This is a genomic window from Bacillus sp. YBsi01 (genome assembly GCF_038406745.1).
In the GTDB taxonomy this organism is placed as follows: domain Bacteria; phylum Bacillota; class Bacilli; order Bacillales; family Bacillaceae; genus Bacillus; species Bacillus siamensis.
Genome location: NZ_CP151679.1, coordinates 3,337,338 through 3,363,647, shown reverse-complemented (window position 1 = coordinate 3,363,647; position 26,310 = coordinate 3,337,338). Strand labels below are relative to the sequence as shown.

Here is a 26,310-nt window from a genome sequence, read left to right as displayed (position 1 = left end):
AGCTTGAATAAGAGTATTGAAACTGCACCATACAACCGCTCTGTCATTGTCGGGATTCTTTTGGCGGGAGCGTTCGTCGCCATTTTGAACCAGACGCTGCTTATTACGGCGCTGCCGCACATCATGAATGACTTCAATATAGACGCCAACAAAGCGCAATGGCTGACAACATCGTTTATGCTGACGAACGGGATTTTAATCCCGATTACCGCGTTTTTAATAGAGAAATTTACGAGCCGTACCCTCTTGATTTCCGCCATGAGTATTTTCACGGCCGGAACCATTGTCGGTGCATTCGCTCCGAACTTTCCGGTATTGTTAACGGCCCGGATTATCCAGGCGGCCGGCGCCGGAATCATGCTGCCGCTCATGCAGACGGTATTTCTCACGATTTTCCCGATTGAAAAGCGCGGCCGCGCAATGGGTATGGTCGGCTTGGTGATCTCGTTCGCGCCGGCAATCGGCCCGACGCTTTCCGGATGGGCGGTCGAAGCATTCTCTTGGCGCTCTTTGTTTTATATCATCTTTCCGATCGCGGTCATCGATTTGCTTTTAGCGATTATTCTGATGAAAAACGTCACGACATTACGAGAAACACAGATTGATATTTTATCCGTGATCTTATCGACCCTCGGATTCGGCGGCCTGCTTTACGGCTTCTCAAGCGCCGGTTCATCAGGGTGGACCAGTACTGAAGTGCTGACCTCGCTGCTTGTCGGAGCGGTCGCGCTGATTTTCTTTATCTCAAGACAGATGAAGCTCAAAAAACCGATGCTGGAATTCCGCGTGTTTTCCTTCGGGATTTTCAGCCTGACCACCCTGCTCGGCACGCTTGTTTTCGCGCTGCTGATCGGAACGGAAACCATTCTCCCGCTCTACACGCAGAAGGTCCGGGGCGTATCCGCGTTTGATACCGGATTAATGCTTTTGCCGGGCGCGGTTGTGATGGGGATGATGTCTCCGTTTATCGGCCGGATTTTTGACAAAATCGGCGGAAAGGGCCTTGCGATGACCGGATTCTTTATCATCCTGCTCACGTCCCTGCCGTTTATGAATCTGACGGACTCGACTTCTCTCATTTGGATTGTCGTCGTTTATACCGCGCGGCTTTTGGGAACAGCCATGATTATGATGCCGGTGACGACAGCGGGAATCAACGCCCTGCCGCGCCACTTAATTCCGCACGGCACAGCCATGAACAATACCGTCCGCCAAATCGGCGGTTCCATCGGTACGGCGCTGCTTGTTTCCATTATGAGCAGCCAGGCTGCGCACGCAAATACGTCAGCTCCGGCAAACGCCGCCCTGCACGGCATGAATGCGGCATTTGTCGTAGCCGCCTGCATCGCGCTGGCCGGCTTCCTGCTATCTTTCACTTTGAAGAAAAAACCGCGTCAGCCTGAGCGGCAGCAGGCCGTCACGCGTTAAACCAAAAAGAACCCGATCACGTATGTGACCGGGTTCTTTTTTTACTTCTCGATTCCGTCTTTTACTTCTTTCACCATTTGCGCCATGGATTCCAGGCCGCCTCCTGATAAATACCATGTAGCTGAGTCAAGGTAGACAACATGGTTGTTTTTCACGGCTTTCACCGATTTCACATAATCATTTTCAACCACTTGTTTTGTTGAAGATTTTGTGCCGATCGCTGTTCCGCGGTCAACGACAAACATGTAATCAGGGTTTGTTTTGGCGATATATTCATAGGAAATGCTTTGTCCGTGCAGTGAGGCTTCGATGTTTTTGTCAGCCGGTTTAACGCCGAACACATCATGAATGAAGCCGTATCTTGATTTAGATCCGAACGCGCTGATTTTGCCGTCGTTCGCCATCACCACTAAACCGTTTTTATCCGTGCTGCTTGTCTTTTTCTTCAGATCGGCAATGGACTTGTCAATTTTCGCAAGCTTATCTTTCACTTCATTTTCTTTGTTAAAGATTTTGCCGATCACTTCGGTGTTGTGTTTGAATCTGTCAACGTAGTTTGTATAGTCATCATCAAGATAAATCGTCGGCGCGATTTTTGAGAACTCTTTATAAGAATCAGATTGTCTGTGGGCGATAATGATTAAATCCGGATCAATATCTGCGACTTTTTCAAAATCCGGTTCTTTTAAACCGCCTGTATTGGCGTATTTATCACTATTGTATGAAGATAAGTATTTTGGAAGGTTTTGTTTCGGAAGTCCCGCCACATGGTCCTGTAAACCGAGTTCATCCATCGTGTCCAGCATTCCGAAGTTGAATACGACGACTTTTTTCGGGTTCTTCGGCACTTTGACTCCTTCTTTGTTCATGTCGTCCTTAATCGTGATCATTTCTTTTGATTTGCCGGATGTTTTGTCCCCGTTTCCGCATGCAGAAACAACAAAAATCGTAACTAGCGCAATGAATAGCAATGCGAATTTTTTCATGTCTCTCACCTCATCTGGTTTTTAAGAAAAATACACACCGATCCGCTGACTGTCAATCTCTTGAATCGGAATGGTCATATCATAAATGTCTTCAAGCACGGAAGTGTCAATAATCTCCTCCGCCGGCCCTTCTTTGACGATCCGGCCGTTTTTCAGAGCAACGATATGGTCTGAGTATACGGAAGCGAAGTTGATATCGTGAATCACTACGACGACCGTTTTTCCGAAGTCTTCCACAAGCCGCTTCAACAGCTTCATCATTTCAACGGAATGCTTCATATCTAAATTGTTCAGCGGCTCATCGAGAAAAATATAATCCGTATCCTGAGCGATAATCATCGCGATAAACGCCCTCTGGCACTGTCCTCCGCTGAGCTGATCGAGATATTTATCCTTTAAGTCGTCAAGCTTCATATAACTGAGAGCCTGGTTGATGTGCACCCAATCCTCATCCGTCAGTTTCCCCTGGGAATACGGAAATCGGCCGAAGCTGACCAAGTCTTTAATCGTCAGCCTGATATTGATTTGGTTCGTCTGTTTCAGGATGCTGATTTTTTTCGCCAGCTCATTGCTTTTGCAGGAACCGATCTCTTGCCCGTCAACCGTGATTTCTCCGGAATCCGTCTTAATCAGCCGGCTCATGATAGACAGCAGCGTGCTTTTTCCCGCGCCGTTCGGACCGATAAACGAGGTCAGCCTGCCCTTTTGAATGGAAAGAGACGTTTTCTCAAGGACGACTTTCCCGCCGTATTGTTTGCTTACATTTTTGACCTCTACCATGATTTATTCTCCTTTAACAGCAGATAGATAAAATAAATCCCGCCGGCAAAATTAATGATGACGCTCAGCGTCGTGGAAAACGTGAACACTTTTTCCACGACGAACTGGCCTCCGACAAGCGCAATGATGCTGATCAGAACAGACCCCGCGATTAAATACGTGTGCCTGAAGGTTTTTAAAAACTCTCTCGCCAGATTGACGACAAGCAGCCCTAAAAACATAATCGGCCCGACAAGAGCCGTAGAGACAGACACAAGAACAGCGACAACAATGAGCATCTGCTTCACAAGCTTATCGTAATCAATCCCAAGGTTGACGGCGTGTTCCCTGCCAAGCGACAGCACGTCAAAAAACCGTGTGAACCGCCAGACATAAAAGCCTGTCAGAAGAAAGACGGCACCGGCAAATCCTAAAAGATCGGTGTTGATATTGTTAAAGCTGGCAAACATTTTGTCCTGAACAACCTGAAACTCATTCGGATCAATCAGCATCTGCATAAATGATGACAGACTGTTGAACAGCGTGCCGAACACGACGCCGACAAGCAGAAGGAAAAACACGTTCCGCCCCTCGCCTTTAAACATGAGCTGATACAATACGAGTGACAAGAGCACCATCAGCCCGACGGAAATGACGAAATTAAGGTTTTTGTTCATCATGACGATATTCATTGAACCGAACAGGAACACGATAACGGTCTGAATGAGCATATACAGGGAATCGAGGCCTAGAATGCCCGGTGTCAGTATGCGGTTATTTGTAATCGTCTGGAAGATGACCGTTGAAAATGCGATCGCTCCCCCGGTGAGCATCATGGCGAGCACTTTGAAGCACCGTCTCGGCAGGGAGTATTCCCAGTTGCCCAGCCCGTAGAACAAAAAGAATCCGATACATATCATGGCGAGTGCCGCCAGCAGCGTAATTTTTTTATTATGACTCATATGCTTTTCTCCTTAGCAGCATATACAGGAAGATGCCGCTGCCGATAACACCGACCATCAGGCCGATGGAAATTTCGTAAGGGAAGATGATCACCCTTCCCAAAATGTCGCAAAACAGCACAAAAACAGCGCCCAGGAGAGCTGTGTGGGGCAGACTGCTCCTCAGGTTGTCCCCTTTGTAGATCGACACGATATTGGGAATGATCAGACCGAGAAACGGCAGCATCCCGACGGTCAGAATCACAAGTGACGCGATGAGCGACACGATAATCAGACCGATATTGACGACGCGTTTGTATTTCAGGCCGAGATTGACGGAAAAGCTCTCTCCCATTCCCGCCACCGTAAATTTATCCGCATAGACATAAGCGATGATCACCAGCGGGATACTCAGATATAAAAGCTCGTACCGGCCTTTGACGACCAATGAGAAATCCCCCTGCAGCCAGGACGACAGGTTTTGGATCAGATCGTATTTATACGCGATAAACGTGGCGACTGAACTGACGATATTCCCAAGCATTAAACCGACGAGAGGAATAAAAATCGCATCATTGAACTTGATTCTCTCGAGGATTTTCATGAACAGGAAATTTCCCGCCAATGCGAAAATAAAAGCGATAGACATTTTCACAAGCGGACTCGCTGACGTAAAAAGCATTAATGAAATCAAAATCCCGAGCCTTGCCCAGTCCATCGTTCCCGCAGTCGTCGGCGATACAAATTTATTTCGGCTGATCTGCTGCATGATTAATCCGCAGATGCTCAGGCTCATGCCGGCAATGATAATGCTCACCAAACGCGGCAGCCGGCTGTCAAATAATGTACTTGCCTGTTCTTTATTTAAATGAAAAATATCCAGCGGCGACAAGTCTTCTACACCGATAAAAATAGAAGTACACGCCAATACCGCCAGTAGCAAAAGTAAGTAACGTAGCTTCATGCTGCCTCCCCGCACCCATCACAAACGGTATGACTCATTGCCAAACAACTCCCATATATCCCCACTCGTAATGATTATCATTATCAACGACAATTATAATCTTATCATCTTTCCAAGCGCAGTCAATACGGTTTTGCTTTTCAAAGCGGTCATCCGCGGGCCGTACACTAAATTCTTTTACAATCAGTCTATCAAGAATTTTCAGGATTTACTATAACCTTCATTTGGCTGCTTATCATTTTTTGCACAGGATGACACACTTTAAGGAAGCAAATCTGACAAACAGCGACGAAATTCCTCCCGGAGAATACAAATGTTCTTACCAAGTAGAAAAAACCCTTGATTTACCTCTTTGAAAGAGAGATAATAAAATTTAAATTTGTGAGAAAATTTAAATATTAGGGGATGTAAATCATGAAAGTTGTAAAATTCGGAGGCAGCTCCCTTGCGTCAGGAGCCCAGCTTGAGAAAGTGTTTCAAATCGTGACGGCCGATCCCGCGCGGAAAGCCGTCGTTGTATCGGCGCCGGGAAAACGCTTCTCGGACGATACAAAGGTGACGGATCTGTTAATCCGGTGTGCGGAGCATTATTTGCAAAAAGGAGCGGCGCCTGAGCTTGCCGAAGCGGTCATTGAGCGGTACGCCGCCATCGCGCGCGAGCTGGATCTCGATCCCTCTATTATAGAAAGAATCCGCCGTGACTTATTCGCTCTCTTAAACAGCAGCAAAGCCAATCCCGATCAGTATATGGATGCGGTGAAAGCGAGCGGCGAGGATAATAACGCGAAGCTGATCGCGGCCTACTTCCGCAGGCAGGGCGTGAAAGCCGAATACGTAAGCCCGAAAGAAGCGGGGCTGTTTGTAACGAATGAACCCGGCAGCGCACAGGTGCTCCCTGAGTCTTATGATCATTTGTACCGTCTGAGAAACCGTGAAGGCTTGATCATTTTTCCTGGTTTTTTCGGCTATACGAAGGAGCATGAGATTGTGACGTTTTCCCGGAGCGGTTCAGATATTACCGGCTCCATTCTCGCCAACGGCTTAAAGGCCGACCTGTACGAAAACTTTACCGATGTGGACGCCGTCTATTCCGTCAACCCGTCGATCGTGCAGCACCCGAAAGAAATTAACGAACTGACGTATCGGGAAATGCGTGAGCTCTCCTATGCCGGGTTTTCCGTTTTTCATGATGAAGCGCTGATTCCCGCTTTTCGGGCCGGCATCCCCGTTCAGATTAAAAACACGAATAACCCTGATGCGAAAGGAACGCGCGTCGTCAGCAGCCGTGACAATACGAACGGGCCTGTCATCGGCATCGCAAGCGACACGGGCTTTTGCAGCATCTACATAAGCAAATATTTAATGAACCGGGAAATCGGCTTCGGCCGCAAAGCCCTTCACATTTTGGAGGAAGAAGGATTGACGTATGAGCACGTTCCATCTGGGATTGACGATATCACAATCATCCTTCGGCACAATCAGATGGACTTAGAGCTGGAACAGAAGCTCGTCACCCGTCTGAAGCAGGAACTTCAAGCAGATGAAGTCACCGTCAGGCACAATCTGGCGCTGATTATGGTAGTGGGCGAAGCGATGCGCCAAAATGTCGGCACAACCGCCAGGGCATCCAAAGCACTGTCGGGAGCCGGCGTCAACATCGAGATGATCAATCAGGGATCATCGGAAGTCAGCATGATGTTCGGGGTGAAAGAAGAACAGGAAAAACATGCGGTGCGGGCGCTGTATGACGAATTTTTTGCCGGGGTCTTACTCTCATAGGGCACAGCCTCTTTTTTCTCTTGTCCACTACTATCCCTTACAAAACAGCTTCTGAAACATATTGTATGGTATAGACAATATGGAGGTGAAGCATAATGGGATACTCAGGAGAAGGAATTAGCTCTTTCGCTTTGATCGTTGTTTTATTTATCCTGTTAGTAATTGTAGGTACTGCCTTTGTTGGCGGTTTCTAAGCATCACTCCGTCTATATGAGGACGCTGCGGGTTTTGACCTGCGGCGTTTTCTTTTTTTCTTTGAGCCGCTTCCATGCACGCAAAAAAAGACTGCCGAGAACATTCTCAGGCAGTCTTTTCCTTTGTTCAGGTTATTTTCTTCTCACGTCATTCCTCTTTCAGTTACATGGAAGTCAGCCTGATCTGTCTGGCCTGCACCTGCAACTGTAAAAATCGCGGCGGCTGCTAAACAAATAACAAACCATTTAGATTTCAATTTCATACAAACCCTCACTCCTTTGTATTTGTTTTCTTGCCTCTTCGACTTTCAGAAAATAGTCAGAAGAAATTTTAAAGCAATTTTGTTCATAGTAATATTTAGCTGCTTCTAGTGCTAAATCCTCTATATCGGCGTACAAATTTTTATTCTCCAGGTAACGGAAACATGCGCTGATTTTTTCCTCATCCGGTTTCGCCTGATACAGAGCCTGCAGCCATTCGAATTTTACCGTGTAAACGGGATCGTCTGTTTCTTTAGCATATTCATATCCCCGCCTGTGATATTCCGACGCTTTATCTTTTTTTCCGAGTTTAAAGTAAATGAGTGTGATTAGAAAATATGCTTGAGGAAGAGAATTGACGATTCTTTGTGATTCAAATGTATCAACCGCCCGTTCAAAGTACGGAATCGCTTCGTCGGTGCGGTCCTGATTGTAGTAGCACAGTCCGAGGTTATACAGCGCCCTCCCGACAAGCTGCGCTTTTTGTTCTTTTTCAGCCATTTGCAGAGCGTGCTGAAAATGTTTGGCCGCCTGTTCAAAACGTCTTTCATCCATTAAATTGACGCCGAACACAAAATGGCATTGAATGATCCGGACGTTGTATGTGTCCTGCTCTACGTAAATTTCATAAGCATTCTTTATATGTATCAAAGAAAAATACGTTTGTTTCATATGATAATAAGCTTCGGCCACCTTAAAATAAAACTCTGCCCGCTCCACGTGGTCCGATACGAAGGCCAGTTTTTTCTCAGCCTGTTTATAATACGTAATTGCTGATATAAATTCTCTTTTATCAAATTCAAACATGCCTTTGAAAAAGTTGACGTAATAATCGAGAAGCCCTTTGAGGCCGGCCTGGCTGTTATCAATGTTATCAAGAATTTCCGACAGGGTCGGCTGGTCTTCTATCTTCAGTTTTTCCAGCGGCTCCAAGTAGTCCAGCATCAGCTGATGGCGAAATTCCATGAGGGAATAATAAAGCACCAAGTTCGAATCAGGCTCCATATGGTCAAGCTCTTGTTTGATCTCGGCCTTCAAGATCTCCGCATCCGGCACGCTGAATGTTCTTATGTATCGATACCACTCGTTAATCTTCTGCCCGACTGCTGAAGAAGGAATTAACCCGCTCTTCATTCCTTCACCCTCCCCATCCAAGACCTGTTTACCAGTTATTTTATCACGTTTCCGTGTCTTTCCATCCCGAAAAACACGCAAACTTTGTTTCGGCAGAGCGCAATTTTGCGCAGTGAAGATGAAACAGCCGGCAGCCAAACAGGACTGCCGGTTTTAACATGATTCATGTTTCGTATTCAGCGGAAGGCGGATTGTAAAGGTTGTGCCTTTTCCCTTGTCGCTTTCAATGTCTATCGTGCCTTTGTGCATTTCGACGAGCTGCCTGACGATGGACAGGCCGAGTCCGTATTCGCCGTATGCCGTATTCGTTCGGGACACATCCGCCTTATAAAAACGCTCCCATATGTGCTCGATTTCTTCTTTCGAAATACCGATTCCGGTGTCTTCAATTTCAATAACCGTTTCCTTATAGCCTTCATACCCGCGCAGCGTAATGTCTCCGTTTTGCGTGAATTGAATGCTGTTTTTCGTAATGTTGACGAGAATCTGGATCAGCCTGTCATAATCGGCGAACACTTTGACGCCGTCCTCCGCTTCAATCCGGAGCCGGTTTTGTTTTTCCTCGGCCTGCTGATTGAGATGCTCTTTAATAATCTCAAACACCTCGATGAGCGGCAGACTCAGCTTGTCCAGCTTGATCTGCTGGGATCTGATTTTTTCATAATCCAGGTTTTCTTTCACGAGCCTGAGCATCCGCTTCGTTTCTTCGCTGATCAGCGAGAAGCATTTCTCTTTATCTTTTTCCGGGATGGTGTTGCTGTTAAGGCCCTCCACCAGCCCGTTAATGGTCGTCAGAGGCGTTCTCAGCTCATGGGAAACATCGGCGATAAATTGGCGCCTCCGCTTTTCAAGGCGGTCAATCTGCTCTCTCGATTGCTTCAGATTTTTAGCCATCGTATTGAAATCGGACGCCAGCATGCCGATTTCATCGCCGCCGCTGTTCTTGAGCGAAATATCGTAATCACCGGAAGCCACTTTTCCCGTCGCATCCCGCAATGTCTGAATCCGCTTGACGTGAAACTTAGATAAAAGCCAGCTTAACAAAATCGTGATGATAAGGGTGCTGATAATCGCGTAAATCATATAGCGGTTGACCTGGCTGATCATCTGCTCGACCCCCTTGACGGGAGACACGAGCAGCACCGCGCCTTTAAATTGACCGTTGATAAAAAGCGGTTTTGCGACGAGCGATACTTCTAAGCCTTCCGTATTAAAACGATTCACCTCCGCTCTGATCTGAACGGTTTTCCCTTGCTTCAGCATGTGCCACTCTTTACTTTTCAGCTTCTCGCGCGGCGGCATATCGTCAGGAAAAAAGTAAGGCCGCTGATGTTCATCAAAAATAATAAACCTTGTCTCGCGCGTTTTTAACATGTCCTGATACGGATACAGGCGGCGCAGATCAAGATCGCGTCCGTTCAGCTCACTTGTGATCTGCTGGGCGTAAGAAGACAGCTCATCCACTTTATTTTGATACGCAAAATCTTTTACAAAATGCGAAAACAGGGAAATGATGATGAAAAAGGCCAAAATCAAAATGCTGACATGGCTCAGCAGCAGCTGATATAAGTATTTAATCCTCATCAAATTTATATCCTACCCCCCACACCGTGTATAAAAACGTTTTTTCGTCACTGGACAGTTTTTTGCGCAGCCGTTTAATATGAACATCAACCGTACGTTCATCGCCGTAAAATTGATAGCCCCACACCTGCTCAAGCAGCTGCTCTCTTGAAAAAACCTGGCGCGGGTTCTGCGCGAGATAAAAGAGCAGATCAAATTCCTTCGGCGTCAGATTCTCGACAGGTTTTCCGTGCAGAAACACTTCCCGCGTCTTCTTATTGATTGAAAAACACGCTGTTTCGATCAAGTCATCGCTTTTTACGGCCTGCCCCGTCGCCCGGTATCTTCTGATCACCGCTTTAATTCGCGCTACAAGCGTCAGCGGGCTGAACGGCTTGGTGACATAGTCGTCAGCCCCCATCTCAAACCCGATCACCTGATCAGACTCCGTGTCCTTTGCGGTCAGCATAATAATCGGCACACTGCTCGTCTCTCTTATTTTTCGGCAGATCGTCACTCCATCCATAGACGGAAGCATAATGTCCAAGATGACCAAATCCCACTCCTCTTCTGTGAACCGCTGATAGCCTTCCACTCCGTCATGGACAAATTCGGCTTCAAATCCTTCTTTAAAAAAGAACATTTCCGTCATGGTGCATACGCTTATATTGTCTTCTATCATTAATATCTTCATTGCTTCCTCCGCTTATCTTGACGCTTTTACTTATAATAGCACCATTTTACCCGGATATTTTCGCGTTTCACAATTGTTAGTTTTTATTTCATCACCCGGAAATAGTTTGTTCATATTTTTTTCATACATTTCCCCTACTATATACATATCGGATAACCGGTTCTAAAGAAGGGTGTTTTTACAATATATGACACCCGCATGGGGGAACAGACATGAACTTTATTAAAAGAGCCTTTTGGAGCATGAAGGCAAAAAAGGGAAAAACGTTTATGCAGCTGGTTGTGTTTTCAGTGATTTGCATTTTTGTCCTGTCCGGTCTTACGATCCAATCAGCGGCAAAGAAATCAAGCGAACTGGCAAGGCAGCAGCTCGGCGGGAGTGTCACACTCCAGGCTGACCGCCAAAAGCAAATGACGCAGCAGCAAAAAGACGGTGAAAAGAGGACGTTTGAATCAACGCCGATTTCCGTTTCGGATGCCAAGAAGCTTACATCCTTACAGCATGTTAAAAATTACAACTTTCTCACGACAGCGTCAGCAAACGCAGAAAGCTTTGACGCGATAAAAAGCTCAGGCGACTCAGCCGATAACAGTTCCGGCGGAAGACGTTTTCAAGGCGGCGGAAGACAGATGATTTCAGCGGACATTTCGGTCGAAGGCGTGCTCTCTACGGTGTTGCTTGATGATTTCACAGGCGGGAGCTCAAAAATCACTGACGGCCGCGCCATCACAAAAGCAGATGCGGACGCAAAAGTCGCCGTGATTAATGAAACGCTGGCAGATCAAAACAAGCTGAAGGTCGGCGGCTCCATTACGGTTTCCTCAGCAACGGATGATTCTGTGAAAACGAAGCTTAAAATTGTGGGAATCTATAAAACAACATCATCAGGAGACGATCAGGCAGAGCATTTTTCATTCTTAAATCCTGACAATAAAATCTATACGCCTTACACCGCCGCGGCGGCGTTAAAAGGGTCTGATAACAAAAACAAAATCAGCTCAGCCGTTTATTATATGGATGATGCAAAATATATTGATTCATTCGTTGCGGCTGCGAAAAAAACATCTATAGATGATAAAACCTACACGCTGACGACAAATGATCAGGTGTATCAGCAAATGGTCGGCCCGATTGAAAATGTCGCGTCATTTTCTAAAAATGTGGTGTACCTTGTATCCATCGCGGGCGCGGTCATTCTCGGGTTGATCGTGATGATGTCGATCAGGGAACGCAAGTATGAAATGGGTGTCTTGATGGCGATCGGCGAAAAGCGCCGGAAGCTCATCGGACAATTCTTAACGGAAATTCTGATTGTCGCGGTTATCGCCATCGGGATCGCATCCGTCACGGGCAGCCTTGTGGCGAATCAGCTGGGAAATCAGCTTCTTTCCCAGCAGGTCAGCTCAGCCGATAATTCACAGCAGCAAACAAGCGGCTGGGGCAGCGGAGAAATGCCGCGGGGAGGCGGCATGTTCGGTCAGCATTCATCCGGTGCAGATGTCATCAGTACAATGCAGGTAAACGTTTCGCTGAATGACCTTCTGATTCTCGGCGGGATCGGCGTCGCAATTGCCGTCATCGCCACATTACTGCCGTCTGTATCAGTCATGCGGCTTCACCCTAAAACGATCCTGACCAAGCAGGAATAAGAGGAGGCAGCATAATGAGCCTATTAACCTTTCAACAGACTGGCTACTGGTACCAAGATAAATCACAGCCGCTGTTTCAGGATATAACGATCAGCTTTGAAAAAGGGAAGTTTTATACAATTGCCGGCGCCTCCGGAACGGGAAAAACCACGTTTCTGTCTCTGGCGGGCGGCCTTGACACACCTAAAGAGGGAAGCATCCTTTATAACGGCGAAGACATCTCCAAAATCGGATTAACCAAATTCAGAAATCAATATGTCTCTATCGTCTTTCAATCTTATAATCTGATTCCGTATATGACGGCGCTCCAGAACGTCACAACGGCGATGGAGATTACCGGATCTAAGGAGAAAAACAAAGATGCGTTCGCGCTCAGCATGCTGGATAAAGTCGGCATCACCGAACAGCAGGCCCGTCAGCGGGTGCTGACATTAAGCGGCGGACAGCAGCAGCGCGTTTCAATTGCGCGGGCTTTCTGCTGTGACACGGATTTGATTTGCGCGGACGAGCCGACGGGAAACCTCGACGAAGATACGTCAAAGGAAATCGTCCGGCTCTTTCAGGATCTGGCGCATAAAGGCGGCAAATGCGTCATCATGGTTACGCACGACGAACAAATTGCCAAAGTGTCTGATATCAACATCCGCTTATCAAGAGGAAGTTTCACAGTAAAAGAAAACGGCACGGCCGTGTCCTGATACCGCGCCCCTGCCAGCGCAGACAGGGGCGCACCCTATATCCCCCTATTCAATAGAAGTGAACGTAAAAAAAGCGAGGGCTGCATCCCCTCGCTTTTTTATTTATATCAGCTGTAAATAGCGTTCAATATTTGATTGATCGGCTGCTTTGATCAATTCTTCCGCCTTTTCCTCTTCCCCCGGCAAAGCGAGCCGGAGTTTGTCTTCAATGTCTTTTTCAGAAAGACCGTTTCCCGGTGCTCCCTTCGGACAGTCGATACGTGTTTCATAGACATGATTGCCGGAAGCCGTGACCCGTACAATTGTAAAACGGCCCTTCGGAACGGCGTTGTCAGCCGGCTGAATTTGATCATCATAGCTTCGGTGAATTCTCGCAAACCCCTTTTGAAGGGATTCGGGAATCGGCTCTGAGGTGAAGTGTTTTGCTGAAAAATCTTTACCGTGCAGAGCCAGGGCAATCACATATTCCACACTGAAGCGCCCCGCTTCGCCTGTTTTCGGGCGCCGTTCTGTCAATGCGGCATCCCCGCCCGGCGGATAAATAACGTCGGTCCGTTCCATTTGGCCGAAAGTGAGACCGTGCTCCGCCTTCAGCTTGAGAATGGCGTCCGCCGCGTGATGGGCCGCCGAACAAAACGGATAAACCTTAAACCAAAGCCCCGGGCTCACAATCCGCCAAGGTTTTCCCCACCCGTTTAAAAGCACGGTTTCTGCCCGTGCAAGATCGCCGTACAGCCCGAAGAAGCCTTTCTCCCCGTCAAGCGCATGATCCGACCCGCCAAAACCGGCCTTCGCAAGCTTTACGGCGAACAACCCGGCTTGAGCGGCCAGTCCGGCATGAAGCGGCTTCATTTCTGTCCCGAACTGCACCCGCATGCCTCCGGAACGGGCGGCCGCAAATCCGATCGCTTTTTGCAATTCGTTTTGATTGAGGTTCTCCGCGAAACCGACGGCGCAGGCCGCCGCAATCGCGCCTAACGTTCCCGTATTGTGCCAGCCTTTCTCGTAATGGTGTCTTCCCGCTGACTGACCGAGCCGCGCCATCACTTCGATGCCTGTCACGTAAGCACCGAGAAAACGGCTTTCGTCTATATGGCCGGATGATGCCGCTGCGATTAGAGCCGGAAGGATGACCGCGCTCGGATGTCCTCTTACATCAGAATGAACATCGTCAAAATCAAGCGCATGAGCGATGAATCCGTTAATCAGCGCGGATTGGGACGGCGTTGCTTTTTGATTTCTGCCGATAAGCGGAGCTGTCGGCGTCCCGCCTTCTTCTTCGGCCAGTTTTATCAGCTTCTCAATGCCTTTATCCCGTCTCCCGGCAAAGGCTGCCGCTGTAAAATCAAGCAGGCCTTTGCGCGCTTCTTTCATCGCTTCGGCGGATGTTTCCGGTACAGACGACATGACGGCCTGAGCAAGCCCGGCCGTCAGATGTTCCGTATTCATTCCGTCTGCTCCAATACATTGACGGCCAGCCGGGCGAAAAACTCAGCCGCTTGCGGGAGTGCTTTTTCGTCGAGTGTGAAGGCCGGATGGTGCCATTCTTCCGTTCCGTTTGTTCCCATCCAGACGAAGAAGCCGGGGATTTTTTCTTGATATAACGCGAAGTCTTCCCCGCCGGGAGACTGTTCTGCCCGAACCGTTTGAAGCCCGAGATCTTCAGCCGTCTGTTCCGCCGCATGGATGAAACGGGCGTCGTTCATCACTGACGGAAGGTAAGGATACCAGCGGAATTCGGCTTCTGCTCCGAATCCGGCCGCGATTCCTTCGGCAACCCGCTTCATATGTTCCGGAACAGCGTCACGCGCTTCTTTTTGAAACGTCCGGACGGTGCCTTCCATTTCAACATGGTCCGGGATGACATTCCAAGAGCTGCCGCCTTGAACTCTTGTGATGCTGACGACGGCATTGTGAAGCGAGCTGATGTTTCTGCTGACAACCGATTGCAGGCCGCCGATGATCTGCCCTGCCGCCTGAATCGGGTCAATGCTGTTATCAGGGATTCCGGCGTGGCCGCCTTTTCCTTTAACAGTGATTTCAAAGCGGTCCACACTCGCCATCAGCGGGCCTTCTTTCAGGCCGACCGTGCCGACGGGGAGGTCGGGTTTGTTATGCATGCCGAATATTGCCGATACACCGTCAAGCGCGCCGGCTTCAATGACCTGTCTCGCTCCGGCGGCGATTTCTTCCGCGGGCTGAAAAATAAACCGCACCGTTCCTTTCAGCTCGTGCTTTCTCTCATTTAATAAGAAAGCCGTGCCGAGAATAGATGCCGTATGGAAGTCGTGGCCGCAGGCATGCATGACGCCGCTGTTTCGCGAAGCAAACGGAAGGTTTGTTTTCTCTTCGATCGGCAATGCGTCAATGTCCGCTCTGACGGCGATGACGGGGCCGGTTTTGTCTCCTTTGATTTCGGCGATCACTCCGGTTTGAAGTTTCGGAACATCAACAACCGTGATACCCTCTTCCTCCAGCCAGCGGCGGATTTTATTCGTCGTTTCGTATTCCTCGCCTGACAGCTCAGGGTGTTCATGAAGGTCGCGGCGGATATTGATTAAACGTTTGTTTAATGATTCATACGTTTCTCTTGCCATTTCTTCTTCGTCCCTTCCTATACAAGCTCAGCAGGCTCTCCCACTTGCTTTATGAATTTTTTCGTCCGTTCGTTCTGCGGATTGTCAAACAGCTCTTCCGGTGTTCCCTGCTCGATGATGCGTCCGTCCGCCATAAAGATGACCTGGTCGGCCACTTCACGCGCAAAAGCCATCTCATGTGTGACGATGACCATGGTTGTCTGTTTTTCGGCAATTGATTTGATGACTTGAAGCACACCGGCTACAAGCTCCGGGTCAAGGGCCGAAGTCGGTTCATCCAGTAAAATCGCGTGAGGATCAACGGCCAAAGCGCGAGCAATGCCGATCCGCTGCTGCTGCCCGCCTGACATCGTAATCGGGTAGCTGTCCGCTTTTTGCTCTAAACCGACTTGCCGCAATAGATCCATACCGATCTGTTCCGCTTCTTTTTTCGGTTTCTTTTGCGCGGTGATCAGCGCTTCTGTCACGTTTTGCAGCGCGGTTTTGTTTTTGAACAGGTTGTAATTCTGAAACACCATCGCCGTCTGCTGGCGAAGCTTGTGTACGTCTTTGCGCGAATAGGACGCTGCATTCAGCTTGGCATCACCGATTTCAATGATGCCGTCATCCGGGCGCTCCAGCAGATTCAGGCAGCGGAGGAGCGTTGATTTTCCCGAGCCGGACGGGCCGATAATGGCCGTGACTTCGCCGCTTTTGATCTCAAGATCGATCCCGTCAAGTACGGTAAGGTCTTTAAATGCTTTTCGAATATGTCTGACTTGTATCATCCTGAGCCTCCTCCTATGTGCGATAAGGCTTGCTGATCGCCCGTTCGAGCAGATCCTGCAGCACGCTGTAAATAATCGTAAGAATCCAGTACATGATCGCAACGGCTAAATACGTCTCAAAATATTTGAGGTTGCCTGATGCGTACATTTTTCCTTGGGCGAACATCTCCATCACTCCTAATGTAAAGGCGAGCGATGTTTCTTTTAACAGGCCGATAAACGTATTTCCCGTTGCGGGAAGCGCGTTTCTGACGGCCTGCGGGAAAATGATCCGTCTGTACGCCTGTGATTTTGTCATTCCGACGGACAGGCAGGCTTCAAGCTGCCCCTCATCGACTGAGTTGAGCGCGGCGCGGAAAATTTCAGCGAGGTAGGCGGCATTTTTCAGGCTTAGCCCGATAATCGCCGCCGTTAACGCCGTCATCTTGCTCATTCCTGGGAACAGCTGAGGCAGGCCGTAATAAATTAAGAAAAGCTGGACGAGCGTCGGCACGCCCCGGAAAAATGAAATATACACCTTTGACAGCTGGTGAAGCACAGGAATACGATTTTTTGTGATAAGCGCTAATATAAGGCCGCCGATCACGGCAAATACCATGGCCGCGACGGCCATTAGTAATGTGATCGGCAGGGCTTCGATTAACGCGGGAAAAGCTGAAAACATAAATCCCCAATCAATGCTGTTCATTCTCGATTTTCACCGCCGTTTCTTAATGCTTTGCTTCCGTTGTGATATCTTCTTTAAAGTACTTTTCAGACAGCTTTTTCAGCGTGCCGTCTTTCCGCAGTTCTTCAATGGCTTTGTCTACTTTTTTGCGGATTTTATCGTGAGCCGCATCCTTCGCAAACGGGAAAGCGACTTTTTCATAGACAATCGGATCTCCTGCTAATTTCAGAGGCAGGCCGGTCTTTTTGATCTGGGCGATCAGGACGCTGCGGCTGTTTACGTAAGCGTCAACGCGCCCGTAAGCCACGTCTTTCAGCGTGCCTTCTTGTGTTTCATACGTTTTAATGTTGATTTTTTTATCCGGGTCCTTGCTCTCAAGGTTTTTCGCGTGGTTTGAGCCAAGAACGGCCGCCACTGTTTTTCCTTTTAGATCATTGACTGATTTGATGTCTTTGTTATCGTTTTTGACGACGATTTGAGTGCCCGCATACGAATACGGTTCTGTGAAGTTATACGTTTTCTTGCGTTCGTCCGTGACAGCGACCTGGTTTGAGATGGTGTCGAGTTTGCCGGTCTGGAGCTCTCCCATCAGGCCGCTGAATTCAAGCAGCTTCCAGTCCAGTTTCATGTTGATTTTTTTCGCAACGGCTTCCATGACATCCACGTCAAAGCCGGTCAGCTTGCCGTTTTCTTTATATGCGAACGGATAGCTTTGCCCCGTGGCGCCGACATGCAGCACGTTATCGCCGCCTTCGCTTTCTTTGCCGTTACCGCATGCTGATAAGACCGCCAGAAGAGCGGCAGACAGCAGCAAAGCCCATGTTTTCTTCTTCATTGAAATCCCGCCTTTTCCTATTCATATGTTAATCGTGCAATTGTTTTTTTAAATAGATGGTGATGTGCCCTTTTCCTAAATCCTTTTCGCCTGCGCGGACGTAGCCTTTCCGCTCGTACATGCCGATCAGCCACGGATGCTTGTCCGCTGTGCCCAATGATACGAAGGGCGCTTTTAGTGTATCGCGGAGCACTGTATTCTCCAGCCACTCCAGCATGTCTGAGCCCGTCCCTTTTTTTCCGGTTTCAGGGTCGACGGCGAACCACCAAATATGAGGGACACCGTACGGACCGGGATTCGGCCCCCACGGCATCCGCAAAGAAATCGTCGCCACGATACGTCCGTCTTCCTCCAGAACGTAACAGGCGTTTTTTTGTATGTTATTCAAAACGAGCTCTTTATCCGCCGTTGCCGCGGCAAAGTTGATGCCGAGCTTGCGGATCGGTTCATATGCCCTCAGTGTCAGTGAAAGCAGTTCATCAGCGTCCGCTTCCGTTGCGAGCCGGTATCGTTTTGACATGATGAGCCCTCCTTTAATCGGCATATCGGTTTGCCGGTTTTTCCAGTCCGAAATGTTCTCTCAGCGTCGTTCCTTCATACTCTTTTCTGAACACGCCCCGCTCTTGTAAAATCGGAATCACTTTGTCTACAAAAAGAGTGAGACCTTCAGGCAGCAACGGAGGCATGATGTTGAAGCCGTCACAAGCTTGTTTTTCGACCCATTCCTCCATCTTATCGGCAAGCTGTTCAGGCGTTCCGACAAAGATGTGATGGCCTCTTGAACCCGCCACGTATTTGTACAATTCGCGGATGGTCATGTTATCGCGTTTGGCCATCTCCTGAACGAGCTTGAACCGACTTTTAACGGCATTTGATGCTTCCGCATCCAATTCAGGCAGCGGGCCGTCAAGCGGGTAGGCGGAAAGATCGACGCCGCCCAGATAGTTTTGCAGAATGTTCAGGCCGACAGACGGAATGATGAGGTCTTGAAGCTCTTCATATTTGGCCCGCGCTTCTTTTTCGGTATCGGCGATAACGGGAAAAATCCCCGGCATAATCGCGATTTTTTCAGGATCCCGGCCGTAAGAAGCCGCTTGTTCTTTAATAGATTGATAGAATTCCTGCGCGGATTCCAGATGATTTTGCGCGGTAAAAATGACCTCCGCGGTTTTGGCTGCCAGCGCCTTTCCGTCTCCTGATGAGCCAGCCTGAATAATGACCGGGCGTCCTTGAGGTGTGCGGGCGACATTCAACGGCCCTCTCACTGAAAAATAGGTTCCTTTATGATTCAATTCATGCATTTTGTCTTTTTCGAAAAATGTCCCTGACTCTTTGTCGCGGATAAAGGCGTCTTCCTCCCACGAATCCCATAATCCTTTGACGACTTCCACGAATTCTTCCGCGCGCTGATATCTGAGATGATGCTCAAGATGCGTTTCGCCGCTGAAATTAAGCGCGGTCGCTTCAATTGATGATGTGACGACATTCCAGCCCGCGCGGCCGTTGGAAAGATGATCCAGCGATGCAAATTGTCTCGCGATATGGAACGGTTCGCTGTATGTGGTAGACGCGGTCGCCGTCAGACCGATGCGGGATGTGACCTGAGCCAGCGCCGACAGCAGGGTAAACGGCTCAAAGCGCGTCAGCACATTCGGATGCGATTTGCTGTCTATTGATAAACTGTCCGCCAAAAACAGCATGTCCAATTTCCCCCGCTCCGCTGTTTTCGCCAGTTCTTTGAAATAATCCAAATTCATGCTCGCGTCCGCCGGCGCCTCAGGATGTCTCCAAGAGGCGACATGATGGCCGGTGCCTGCGAGAAACACACCGAGTTTGATTTCTTTTTTCTTTGTCATGACGATCTCCTTCTATAATGAAATACGGTGCGGAACATATTAACACCACTAAACCTATATTTCCTATTAAATTTATAAGAATAAATCAAAATGTACAATTGTCAGGCAAGTTTGTCAATGCATTAAGAAAAAAATCATGATTTTAAAAATAACCCGGCGCACCGGCCGGGTTATTTCTTCGAAACTGTATAGACGCTCCCTTTGACTTTTTTCTTGATGACGGCAATGATAAGCAGCAAGACGGGGAACAGCACTTGAAAAGGAAGATGAATATAGATCGGGACAATTTTTAACCCTTCGTTCATGTGTTCCGACAAATTGCTTGCGATGCTGATGGAGAGAATCAGCACCCCCAACCCGACCGGGAAGGCCAGCTGGGACGGATTTTTTTCTTTAAACAGCGTGGACACGCCCACGACTACCGCATATGTAAAGAGGCTGACTTTGAAAAAACCGCCGATGACGAGCACGAGCATGAAAAAGACATCCAGCCGGTCTAAAAACTCTTCCACTTTAATCGTCTGTATGGTGCTCAGCAGCGGAAATTGAGAGCGGAGCATTAAGTTGACGTCAAGCACACAAATATTAATCGCCACTGACATCGCCAAAAACAGACCGCTGATGATAATTGCAAGAAACCCTGTTTTCTTCACCTTTTTCCGATCTTTTAAGTAGGGGAATATCATGACAAACACGATCAATTCACCGAAAGGGATGAACATGGTCTGTTTAAATACGGAATAAATGACCGTCCCCATCCCGTCCGCTAAAACAGGCTGGAGAAATCTCAGGTTTATCGTACCGGAGCTGATAATGAGGATCAGCCCGATGGCCGTCAGGAAATACATAATGCTAAACAGCAGCTCGCCGGCTCTCGCTATGACTTCAATTCCCTTTCTGACCGCAAATATCGCGGCGAGCATCAGCATGCCATTCACAATTAGAAGGGGCGTGTCCTGATATGCGAAGGTGACAAGCATTTCGCCAAAATCCCTCAATATGCGGGCGGCGATGTAAGCAAAATAGAGAATATAAAGAAGAGAGACCGCCCAGCTCAGATGCCTGCCGATCAGTTCGGTCATGTAATCTCTCGGAGAGGACTCAGGAAAATATTGATACAGCGCCTGATATACGTAGAAAAGTCCGAGACCGGTAACGCACCCGAGAAGCACGGACAGCCATGCATCCCGCCCCGCCATCGTGCCCGGCGGGATCAATAACGAACTGCCCAATTCAAACAAAATGATCATCACAAACAGCTGGCGTGTGCCGATTTTCGCATTTTCCATACGCTTCGCTCCTTTCTCCTCAAATCAATCGTGATCAAGCTTGTCTGAGAGAGGGTTATTCCGCAAGCCCGTTCTTCTGATAATGACTTCCGTTTTTACGTCCACGGGGATGTTGGGGAAAATTTCTTCATCCCATTTCCCTTCGAGCTTTTTCCATTTGTCCGGATGTTTCCGATAGATCAGGTCTCCGAACCCGACGAAATCATTCTTATGGGCTTTAATATCTTCAAGTGATTTGGTGATATCTCTATCAAGCTGCGTGCTGAGCGCCTTTTGCATGACCATGATCACTTTCGGATCAGACAGATGGAAAGGGTATCTGACAGCGTCCACCAGCCCTTCAACCTGAGCACGAACGTGAATATGCGGTTTTCCGTCCTGAAAAGTAGCCGTCACCTTTGTATTCTGACGGGTGACCTGCAGACTGATTGCATGCTTCACGTTCTTCCAATCCGCATTGATAAACGTATGCTTGATTTTGTTCAGCAGCCATACCGCGCCGACACTGTCGTCATCCTCAATCCAATAATCCAGTCTCCCATCCTTTTTGAACACTGCCAGTCCGTCCGCTGACAGCACCGCTTTCGGTTCAGTCGTCTGCGTATTTTCCATCGTAGGGCCGGCTTTATCGTCTCCGTGCATTTCATAACCCGGAATAAACGGCGACCCGGTCGGAGAAGCAAGATCAATCAGAACGTCCTGAAGGCTTGTTTTCACGACTCTGCCGTATTGTTCCTGTGTGAAACTGAGCGTCTTGTTCACTTTATTGGAAGGGATTTTATCAATCGGCGTCAGCACTTTAATAATGTCTTCAGCATTGCAATTATGCGCAATAACCGCGGTTGCGGTTGTTCTGAATTCGGTATCACGGTCAAGATTGTCCAGAATAAAATTGAGTCCTTCCTCTTTCGCGAGCTTTTCACTGAACACCACAAGATTCGTATGCGCAAAATAGAGCCTTCTGGACACCTTCATCGAGGCTTTTCTCAAAGCTTCCGTCATATTGTCTCCGGACACGGAATAGACGGAAACCGGCGGCCGGTCTCCCGCTCCGCCGCCCTGCAGGCCGCCGGCTACGTTTCCCGGATTGATAATCTGAAAGTGAAGGACGTATTTTCCCGATTCGGTACGGTCAATACCGATGGCGGAGATTACGGCCAAATCGGTCAGCTCTCTTTTATCCCAGCATCCTGATACAAACATAAGGGAAACCATCGTACAAAGGAGGAGTATCCATTTACGTCTTTTCATTGCCGCCGCCCTCTTCTACATCTTTATTAACCATTCCTCTGGATGTCTCCGGTTTCGGTCTTTGATGTTCTCCTTGGCGCCTGTTGTTTTTCTGCACAAGCAGCCCCGGCCTTTTTTCATCCGCCCATAACGGAGCGCGGAAAATGGAATCCTTCAGCCCGCCCGGGGTCAAAGGAGCGAGCGGGGACATATACGGAAAACCGAACGAACGCAGTCCGCACAGATGGACAAACATCATGATAATGCCCAGAATCAGCCCGTAAAATCCCATGACGGCCGCGATCAGAATAAAGACAAACCGGATCAGGCGCGCAGATATCGCCATGTCAAAAGCCGGAGTCGCAAAGCTGGCAATGGCCGTCAGCGCGACAACGATCACCATGGCCGGGGAGACGATGCCGGCCTGTACAGCAGCCTGGCCGATGACAAGCGCTCCGACTATGGAAACGGCGGAGCCGACCACTCTCGGAAGACGGACGCCCGCTTCCCTGAGAATCTCGAAGGCCACTTCCATCGTCAGCGCTTCAATTACGGCCGGAAACGGCACGGTCTCCCGCTGGGCCGCGATGACGATCAGCAGCTGCGTCGGAATCATTTCTTGATGAAAGGTCGTCGCCGCCACGTAAATCCCCGGCGCCACCAGTGAAATGAAGAAAATCAAAACTCGAAGCAGCCGGATGCTCGTAGCGATATCAAATCGGGAATAATAATCCTCAACCGATTGAAAAAATTGAATGAATAAGGCTGGCGCGATGAGAACAAACGGCGTTCCGTCCACAATAATCGCAAATCTTCCCTCCAGCAGATTCCCCGCCACAACGTCCGGCCGTTCCGTATGATACACAGTGGGAAATACGGAAAACGGCGCGTCTTCAATAAGCTGTTCAATGTAGCCGGATTCCAGAATGCTGTCGATGTCAATGTGCTTCAGCCGTCTGCGGACTTCCTTAACCAGCTTTTTTTCGCAGATTCCGTTAATATACATCAGCGCGACGTCCGTATTCGTTTCGTGCCCGATCTCCATTTTTTCCACCCATACATCAGGATTTTTTACATATCTGCGGATCATGGAAATATTGGTTTGCAGGGATTCAGTGAATCCCTGCCGCGGTCCGCGGAAGGACACCTGGGTGCTCGGTTCTTCAATGGACCGTTGCTCTCCTCCTTCCGTGCTGGCGATCAGCGCCTTGTCAGCCCCGTCGACAAAAATGAGCGTGCTGCCCGCCACCAGCCCGGCATAAAGGCTTTTCCATTTCTCTTCCTCTTTTACTCCGCCGATCGCAAGCGTTTTTTCATATATCAGGCAGACCGCCTGTTCCGGCTGAACGGACGGGATGTCAATTAAATCCTCCAGCAGGGATTGGCTGACAAGCTGCTCGTCTACCAAACCGGCGATATACACGATCGCTGCCGGAAGCTCTTCTTTTCCGATTTTCAGCCGGCGGATGACGACATCGGCACTGTTGCCGAATCTCTCAGACAGCTTCTTCATATTTTCCTTTAAGCTGATGGAGATCGGCTCTTCCCGCTCTTTGTCTGATTTGGTTTCCGCTTCTTTTCTGTCTTCATTGTCACCGTTCTTTTGATCGTCTTTTTTTCGTTTCTTCTGCTTAAAAAATGGCGGCATATCGCAAAAAACCTTTCCTTGTTTTTTTCATATTCTTCCTGTACGGCAAAAGATTATGCACGGCGGATAGTCTGTATAAGTTTTGCGTAATCGAAAAGGATAAAAAGGGAGAGTGATGCGCATGAAAATATTGGGAGTTTCAATTTTTTTGCTGGCTTCCTGTCTGATGATTTCGATAGGAATGGATATGCTGCAAGGATTCAGTCTCTATGGAGCGGTTCGAAACAACCTGTCCGCTTTTAAATTGATGACCTTCTCAGAATGGCTGATGCTGTTTTTCTTCGCCCTCTTTTTAATGAAAGAAATGCTGGCTTTATATAAATCAGGTAAAAAAGATGCCTGACAGGCGCACGTCTGTATGGTGTCAAAAAAGAACACATCCCTCCCTTTGTCGGAGTTCATGTGTTCTTTTTATTTTTCCGGCGGGGATTGTTTTCAGATGACGATATTTCCGATTTCCGTATCTGTCGTGTGTTTCACAATGACGCCTTTGATAATGCGATTGCCGATGATTTTGGTGCTTGCCGAGGAACTGGTTTGGATGGCGGAAGCAGAAGCGGCGGAAAGGTTGTTGATGGTATTGCCCGAAATGAGGGAATTGGAGGCACCGTTCAAATAAATGCCGATCGGGCTGCCCGCCGTTCGGTTGATCGTGATCGTATTGTCTATGACTTCATGCGTGCCTGAGTTCAGATACACGGTAACGATAAGCGGTGATGATTCAAAGCGGTTGCCGATGACAGAGGTTCCTGAGGTTGTTGAACTGAAAATGGGGTAGTTTTTGTAGCTTTTGAAGAGATTTCCCTTGATGACAGCCCTGGCGTCATTTGTAACAGATACGGCATAGGACTCCGCGGCGCCCTGAAACGCATTCGGGATGAGCGTATTTCCTTCAATGACGGCATTTCCGCCTGTGACCCATATGCCCCGGCTGAATGATTTCAGCACATTCTGTTTTACGGTGATATTGCCGGCTGACATGCTGATTCCGTCTGTTACCTGATTCAGTGTGTTATTCATAAAGACGGCGTTGTCCGAGAGCGTCGCCCGCATCCCCGTGCTTCGTCTCGTTTCGGAACGTCCGTTTTCAATGATATTGCCGTCAACGGTCACATCTTCCGCCTGATAGACGGAAATACCCGCATTTTCAAATTGATTGATTTTGTTGTGAGTGACGAGGACGCTTTTTCCTCTTACATCTATTCCCGTGGAAAAACCGGTAATCAGATTGTTGGAAATGACGGCATTGCTGCTGTCCTGCCCTTGGGAGACACCTTGTCCGGCGATTCCGGTCCTTGAGCCGCCGTTTGACCAAAAGAGAACATTCCCGGAAATGACGGTATGTGCGCTGTATCCGTAGCTGATTGTGTTGTCGGAATGATTTCCTTCAATTAACACATGATATCCGTTAAAGTTGGTGACTGAGCTTGCGGCGTTTCCGTAAAAGAAGTTGTTTCGGATGGTGATGTGAAGAGCCTCTTCATAATCAACATCGCCTTCTCCGTACGATTCAATGTCGATTCCGAATTTCGGAGCCGTTCCGTTCCCTTGCCCGGCGTCTTCGATCACGCATTCTTCCACCGTGATGGTATTGCAGCCGGTGATTGAAATGTTGTTCCGTCTTGACTGCCTGATCTCACAGCGGCGGATGGTCACACGTTCTGATGTTTCGTAATCACTGTTTGTTTTTAAACCCAGCGGGCTGACAATAATGCCGTCTCCCGTAAAATTCGATATTTTCACATTTTCGATCAGCACATTGCTGCTGCCTTCAATACAGATGCCAAACCCCCATTCATGAGTCGACCGTAATGGAACATTGGTATACGTGTGTTCATCCCGTTCCCCGATGATGCGGCCGCCGGTGATGGTGACATTTTCCCGCCTGCCTATATAGAAAGCCGAATAACCCCAGGAGCTGTTCGGCGACACTTTAATCGTGCATTCCGGATCCATGATGATGGAGAGATGGCTCGGCACATTAATTCCCGCGTTCCTAAACGGCTGGCTTTTGTCACCGCCAAGCGTGCCGTTGATTTTATATGTTCCGGGCGGAAAAAACACCGTATGACTGCCCTCGCTGACGGCCTTGGCCAGGCATTGATTGATGGCGGCCGTCACATCGGCAGTCCCGTCTGCTGCCACACCGCAATCCGTTATATCTAAAATACGATTCGGCAAGTAATAATCTCCTCCTTCCTCTCTTATTTCATCCTATTCCGTCATAATCCGCTCCGCCTGTACATACTTTAAATTTTATTAAAAAAGTTTATATAGATAGTTTAGTCAGATTATATGACAAAATAAGCCATTGGAATTAGGAAAATCCATCTATATTCAACGTTTTAATATCTTTTCATTCTGGAATTTT

At 48.5% G+C, this 26,310-nt stretch carries 25 protein-coding genes; 6 read left to right on the top strand and 19 right to left on the bottom strand.

Features of this window, described 5'->3' with window-relative positions; translation table 11 throughout:
• The first annotated feature begins 3 nt into the window (after nt 1-3).
• Entirely contained in the window at nt 4-1,428 is a 1,425-nt protein-coding gene (locus tag AADZ70_RS16915) for an MDR family MFS transporter (protein WP_342007356.1), read from the top strand.
• A 41-nt stretch (nt 1,429-1,469) separates the two neighbouring features.
• Here the strand turns inward: AADZ70_RS16915 and AADZ70_RS16910 are convergent, their stop codons facing one another.
• Genes AADZ70_RS16910 through AADZ70_RS16895 form a run of 4 tightly spaced genes read right to left on the bottom strand, consistent with a single transcriptional unit; the run spans nt 1,470 to nt 5,078 of the window.
• Nucleotides 1,470-2,414 carry a siderophore ABC transporter substrate-binding protein gene (locus tag AADZ70_RS16910; protein ID WP_016937255.1) on the bottom strand — a complete coding sequence of 315 codons (945 nt, stop codon included), beginning with the start codon at nt 2,412-2,414 and terminating at the stop codon, nt 1,470-1,472.
• Between the two features lie 21 nt (nt 2,415-2,435).
• Entirely contained in the window at nt 2,436-3,194 is a 759-nt protein-coding gene (locus AADZ70_RS16905) for an ABC transporter ATP-binding protein (protein ID WP_016937256.1), read from the bottom strand.
• A complete protein-coding gene (locus AADZ70_RS16900; protein ID WP_016937257.1) occupies nt 3,188-4,135 on the bottom strand; it encodes an iron chelate uptake ABC transporter family permease subunit in 948 nt (315 codons plus the stop codon). Before AADZ70_RS16900 ends, AADZ70_RS16905 begins: the two co-directional genes overlap by 7 nt.
• Nucleotides 4,125-5,078 carry an ABC transporter permease gene (locus AADZ70_RS16895; RefSeq protein ID WP_016937258.1) on the bottom strand — a complete coding sequence of 318 codons (954 nt, stop codon included), beginning with the start codon at nt 5,076-5,078 and terminating at the stop codon, nt 4,125-4,127. Before AADZ70_RS16895 ends, AADZ70_RS16900 begins: the two co-directional genes overlap by 11 nt.
• Before the next feature lie 414 nt (nt 5,079-5,492).
• Between AADZ70_RS16895 and AADZ70_RS16890 the strand changes: the two genes are divergently transcribed.
• Nucleotides 5,493-6,857 (top strand): aspartate kinase, encoded by a 1,365-nt coding sequence (locus AADZ70_RS16890; protein WP_064778211.1) that lies wholly within the window; start codon nt 5,493-5,495, stop codon nt 6,855-6,857.
• Nucleotides 6,858-6,952: 95 nt separating this feature from the next.
• The gene (locus tag AADZ70_RS16885; RefSeq protein WP_016937260.1) at nt 6,953-7,051 is read left to right on the top strand and encodes a YjcZ family sporulation protein; all 99 of its coding nucleotides are present in this window, start codon (nt 6,953-6,955) and stop codon (nt 7,049-7,051) included.
• Between the two features lie 143 nt (nt 7,052-7,194).
• Here AADZ70_RS16885 and AADZ70_RS16880 read toward each other — a convergent pair whose 3' ends face one another.
• The 4 genes from AADZ70_RS16880 to AADZ70_RS16865 form a co-directional block, all read right to left on the bottom strand.
• Nucleotides 7,195-7,314, bottom strand: a complete 120-nt coding sequence (locus AADZ70_RS16880; RefSeq protein WP_016937261.1) for a PhrC/PhrF family phosphatase-inhibitory pheromone — start codon at nt 7,312-7,314, stop codon at nt 7,195-7,197.
• Nucleotides 7,298-8,446 (bottom strand): tetratricopeptide repeat protein, encoded by a 1,149-nt coding sequence (locus AADZ70_RS16875; RefSeq protein ID WP_045926250.1) that lies wholly within the window; start codon nt 8,444-8,446, stop codon nt 7,298-7,300. The genes AADZ70_RS16880 and AADZ70_RS16875 overlap by 17 nt, the downstream gene beginning before the upstream one ends.
• A 153-nt stretch (nt 8,447-8,599) precedes the next feature.
• Complete coding sequence (locus AADZ70_RS16870) at nt 8,600-10,033, bottom strand: HAMP domain-containing sensor histidine kinase (RefSeq protein ID WP_197083934.1); 1,434 nt, start codon at nt 10,031-10,033, stop codon at nt 8,600-8,602.
• Nucleotides 10,020-10,703, bottom strand: coding sequence for a response regulator transcription factor (locus AADZ70_RS16865; RefSeq protein WP_016937264.1), 684 nt, complete (start codon nt 10,701-10,703; stop codon nt 10,020-10,022). Before AADZ70_RS16865 ends, AADZ70_RS16870 begins: the two co-directional genes overlap by 14 nt.
• Before the next feature lie 212 nt (nt 10,704-10,915).
• On the opposite strand from AADZ70_RS16865, the gene AADZ70_RS16860 reads away from it, so the two are divergent.
• Both AADZ70_RS16860 and AADZ70_RS16855 read left to right on the top strand, forming a co-directional pair.
• A complete protein-coding gene (locus AADZ70_RS16860; protein ID WP_045926252.1) occupies nt 10,916-12,352 on the top strand; it encodes an ABC transporter permease in 1,437 nt (478 codons plus the stop codon).
• Between the two features lie 14 nt (nt 12,353-12,366).
• A complete protein-coding gene (locus AADZ70_RS16855; protein WP_064778214.1) occupies nt 12,367-13,050 on the top strand; it encodes an ABC transporter ATP-binding protein in 684 nt (227 codons plus the stop codon).
• 102 nt (nt 13,051-13,152) lie between these two features.
• Here the strand turns inward: AADZ70_RS16855 and AADZ70_RS16850 are convergent, their stop codons facing one another.
• The 10 genes from AADZ70_RS16850 to gerKA form a co-directional block, all read right to left on the bottom strand.
• Nucleotides 13,153-14,499: an MmgE/PrpD family protein gene (locus tag AADZ70_RS16850; protein ID WP_342007355.1), complete on the bottom strand. Its 1,347-nt coding sequence runs from the start codon at nt 14,497-14,499 to the stop codon at nt 13,153-13,155.
• On the bottom strand, nt 14,496-15,647 hold the full coding sequence (locus tag AADZ70_RS16845; protein ID WP_342007354.1) for a M20 peptidase aminoacylase family protein: 1,152 nt from the start codon (nt 15,645-15,647) through the stop codon (nt 14,496-14,498). The genes AADZ70_RS16850 and AADZ70_RS16845 overlap by 4 nt, the downstream gene beginning before the upstream one ends.
• Before the next feature lie 17 nt (nt 15,648-15,664).
• Nucleotides 15,665-16,414: an amino acid ABC transporter ATP-binding protein gene (locus AADZ70_RS16840; RefSeq protein WP_269774566.1), complete on the bottom strand. Its 750-nt coding sequence runs from the start codon at nt 16,412-16,414 to the stop codon at nt 15,665-15,667.
• A gap of 13 nt (nt 16,415-16,427) precedes the next feature.
• Nucleotides 16,428-17,102, bottom strand: coding sequence for an amino acid ABC transporter permease (locus tag AADZ70_RS16835; RefSeq protein WP_016937270.1), 675 nt, complete (start codon nt 17,100-17,102; stop codon nt 16,428-16,430).
• Between the two features lie 22 nt (nt 17,103-17,124).
• The gene (locus AADZ70_RS16830; protein WP_047476220.1) at nt 17,125-17,916 is read right to left on the bottom strand and encodes an amino acid ABC transporter substrate-binding protein; all 792 of its coding nucleotides are present in this window, start codon (nt 17,914-17,916) and stop codon (nt 17,125-17,127) included.
• Between the two features lie 28 nt (nt 17,917-17,944).
• Nucleotides 17,945-18,436, bottom strand: a complete 492-nt coding sequence (locus AADZ70_RS16825) for a GNAT family N-acetyltransferase (RefSeq protein WP_016937272.1) — start codon at nt 18,434-18,436, stop codon at nt 17,945-17,947.
• A 13-nt stretch (nt 18,437-18,449) separates the two neighbouring features.
• Nucleotides 18,450-19,772 carry an LLM class flavin-dependent oxidoreductase gene (locus AADZ70_RS16820; RefSeq protein WP_342007353.1) on the bottom strand — a complete coding sequence of 441 codons (1,323 nt, stop codon included), beginning with the start codon at nt 19,770-19,772 and terminating at the stop codon, nt 18,450-18,452.
• A gap of 170 nt (nt 19,773-19,942) precedes the next feature.
• Nucleotides 19,943-21,061, bottom strand: coding sequence for a GerAB/ArcD/ProY family transporter (locus tag AADZ70_RS16815; RefSeq protein WP_327815953.1), 1,119 nt, complete (start codon nt 21,059-21,061; stop codon nt 19,943-19,945).
• A gap of 24 nt (nt 21,062-21,085) precedes the next feature.
• Nucleotides 21,086-22,312: a Ger(x)C family spore germination protein gene (locus AADZ70_RS16810; protein ID WP_045926259.1), complete on the bottom strand. Its 1,227-nt coding sequence runs from the start codon at nt 22,310-22,312 to the stop codon at nt 21,086-21,088.
• Nucleotides 22,299-23,939 (bottom strand): spore germination protein GerKA, encoded by a 1,641-nt coding sequence (gerKA, locus tag AADZ70_RS16805; RefSeq protein WP_327815956.1) that lies wholly within the window; start codon nt 23,937-23,939, stop codon nt 22,299-22,301. The genes AADZ70_RS16810 and gerKA overlap by 14 nt, the downstream gene beginning before the upstream one ends.
• A 121-nt stretch (nt 23,940-24,060) precedes the next feature.
• On the opposite strand from gerKA, the gene AADZ70_RS16800 reads away from it, so the two are divergent.
• Nucleotides 24,061-24,282 carry a hypothetical protein gene (locus AADZ70_RS16800; RefSeq protein ID WP_047476210.1) on the top strand — a complete coding sequence of 74 codons (222 nt, stop codon included), beginning with the start codon at nt 24,061-24,063 and terminating at the stop codon, nt 24,280-24,282.
• 92 nt (nt 24,283-24,374) lie between these two features.
• Here AADZ70_RS16800 and AADZ70_RS16795 read toward each other — a convergent pair whose 3' ends face one another.
• Nucleotides 24,375-26,120: a right-handed parallel beta-helix repeat-containing protein gene (locus tag AADZ70_RS16795; RefSeq protein WP_342007352.1), complete on the bottom strand. Its 1,746-nt coding sequence runs from the start codon at nt 26,118-26,120 to the stop codon at nt 24,375-24,377.
• Nucleotides 26,121-26,310 lie beyond the last annotated feature (190 nt).

Excerpts from the sequence above, each read along its gene's own strand:
- AADZ70_RS16910 (WP_016937255.1), bottom strand. The coding sequence starts at position 2,414 with ATGAAAAAATTCGCATTGCTATTCATTGCGCTAGTTACGATTTTTGTT.
- AADZ70_RS16865 (WP_016937264.1), bottom strand. The coding sequence starts at position 10,703 with ATGAAGATATTAATGATAGAAGACAATATAAGCGTATGCACCATGACG.
- AADZ70_RS16885 (WP_016937260.1), top strand. The coding sequence starts at position 6,953 with ATGGGATACTCAGGAGAAGGAATTAGCTCTTTCGCTTTGATCGTTGTT.
- AADZ70_RS16895 (WP_016937258.1), bottom strand. The coding sequence starts at position 5,078 with ATGAAGCTACGTTACTTACTTTTGCTACTGGCGGTATTGGCGTGTACT.
- AADZ70_RS16840 (WP_269774566.1), bottom strand. The coding sequence starts at position 16,414 with ATGATACAAGTCAGACATATTCGAAAAGCATTTAAAGACCTTACCGTA.
- AADZ70_RS16815 (WP_327815953.1), bottom strand. The coding sequence starts at position 21,061 with ATGGAAAATGCGAAAATCGGCACACGCCAGCTGTTTGTGATGATCATT.
- AADZ70_RS16830 (WP_047476220.1), bottom strand. The coding sequence starts at position 17,916 with ATGAAGAAGAAAACATGGGCTTTGCTGCTGTCTGCCGCTCTTCTGGCG.
- AADZ70_RS16905 (WP_016937256.1), bottom strand. The coding sequence starts at position 3,194 with ATGGTAGAGGTCAAAAATGTAAGCAAACAATACGGCGGGAAAGTCGTC.
- AADZ70_RS16855 (WP_064778214.1), top strand. The coding sequence starts at position 12,367 with ATGAGCCTATTAACCTTTCAACAGACTGGCTACTGGTACCAAGATAAA.
- AADZ70_RS16880 (WP_016937261.1), bottom strand. The coding sequence starts at position 7,314 with ATGAAATTGAAATCTAAATGGTTTGTTATTTGTTTAGCAGCCGCCGCG.
- AADZ70_RS16850 (WP_342007355.1), bottom strand. The coding sequence starts at position 14,499 with ATGAATACGGAACATCTGACGGCCGGGCTTGCTCAGGCCGTCATGTCG.
- AADZ70_RS16800 (WP_047476210.1), top strand. The coding sequence starts at position 24,061 with ATGAAAATATTGGGAGTTTCAATTTTTTTGCTGGCTTCCTGTCTGATG.
- AADZ70_RS16890 (WP_064778211.1), top strand. The coding sequence starts at position 5,493 with ATGAAAGTTGTAAAATTCGGAGGCAGCTCCCTTGCGTCAGGAGCCCAG.
- AADZ70_RS16825 (WP_016937272.1), bottom strand. The coding sequence starts at position 18,436 with ATGTCAAAACGATACCGGCTCGCAACGGAAGCGGACGCTGATGAACTG.
- AADZ70_RS16845 (WP_342007354.1), bottom strand. The coding sequence starts at position 15,647 with ATGGCAAGAGAAACGTATGAATCATTAAACAAACGTTTAATCAATATC.
- gerKA (WP_327815956.1), bottom strand. The coding sequence starts at position 23,939 with ATGCCGCCATTTTTTAAGCAGAAGAAACGAAAAAAAGACGATCAAAAG.
- AADZ70_RS16810 (WP_045926259.1), bottom strand. The coding sequence starts at position 22,312 with ATGAAAAGACGTAAATGGATACTCCTCCTTTGTACGATGGTTTCCCTT.
- AADZ70_RS16875 (WP_045926250.1), bottom strand. The coding sequence starts at position 8,446 with ATGAAGAGCGGGTTAATTCCTTCTTCAGCAGTCGGGCAGAAGATTAAC.
- AADZ70_RS16900 (WP_016937257.1), bottom strand. The coding sequence starts at position 4,135 with ATGAGTCATAATAAAAAAATTACGCTGCTGGCGGCACTCGCCATGATA.
- AADZ70_RS16860 (WP_045926252.1), top strand. The coding sequence starts at position 10,916 with ATGAACTTTATTAAAAGAGCCTTTTGGAGCATGAAGGCAAAAAAGGGA.
- AADZ70_RS16820 (WP_342007353.1), bottom strand. The coding sequence starts at position 19,772 with ATGACAAAGAAAAAAGAAATCAAACTCGGTGTGTTTCTCGCAGGCACC.
- AADZ70_RS16835 (WP_016937270.1), bottom strand. The coding sequence starts at position 17,102 with ATGAACAGCATTGATTGGGGATTTATGTTTTCAGCTTTTCCCGCGTTA.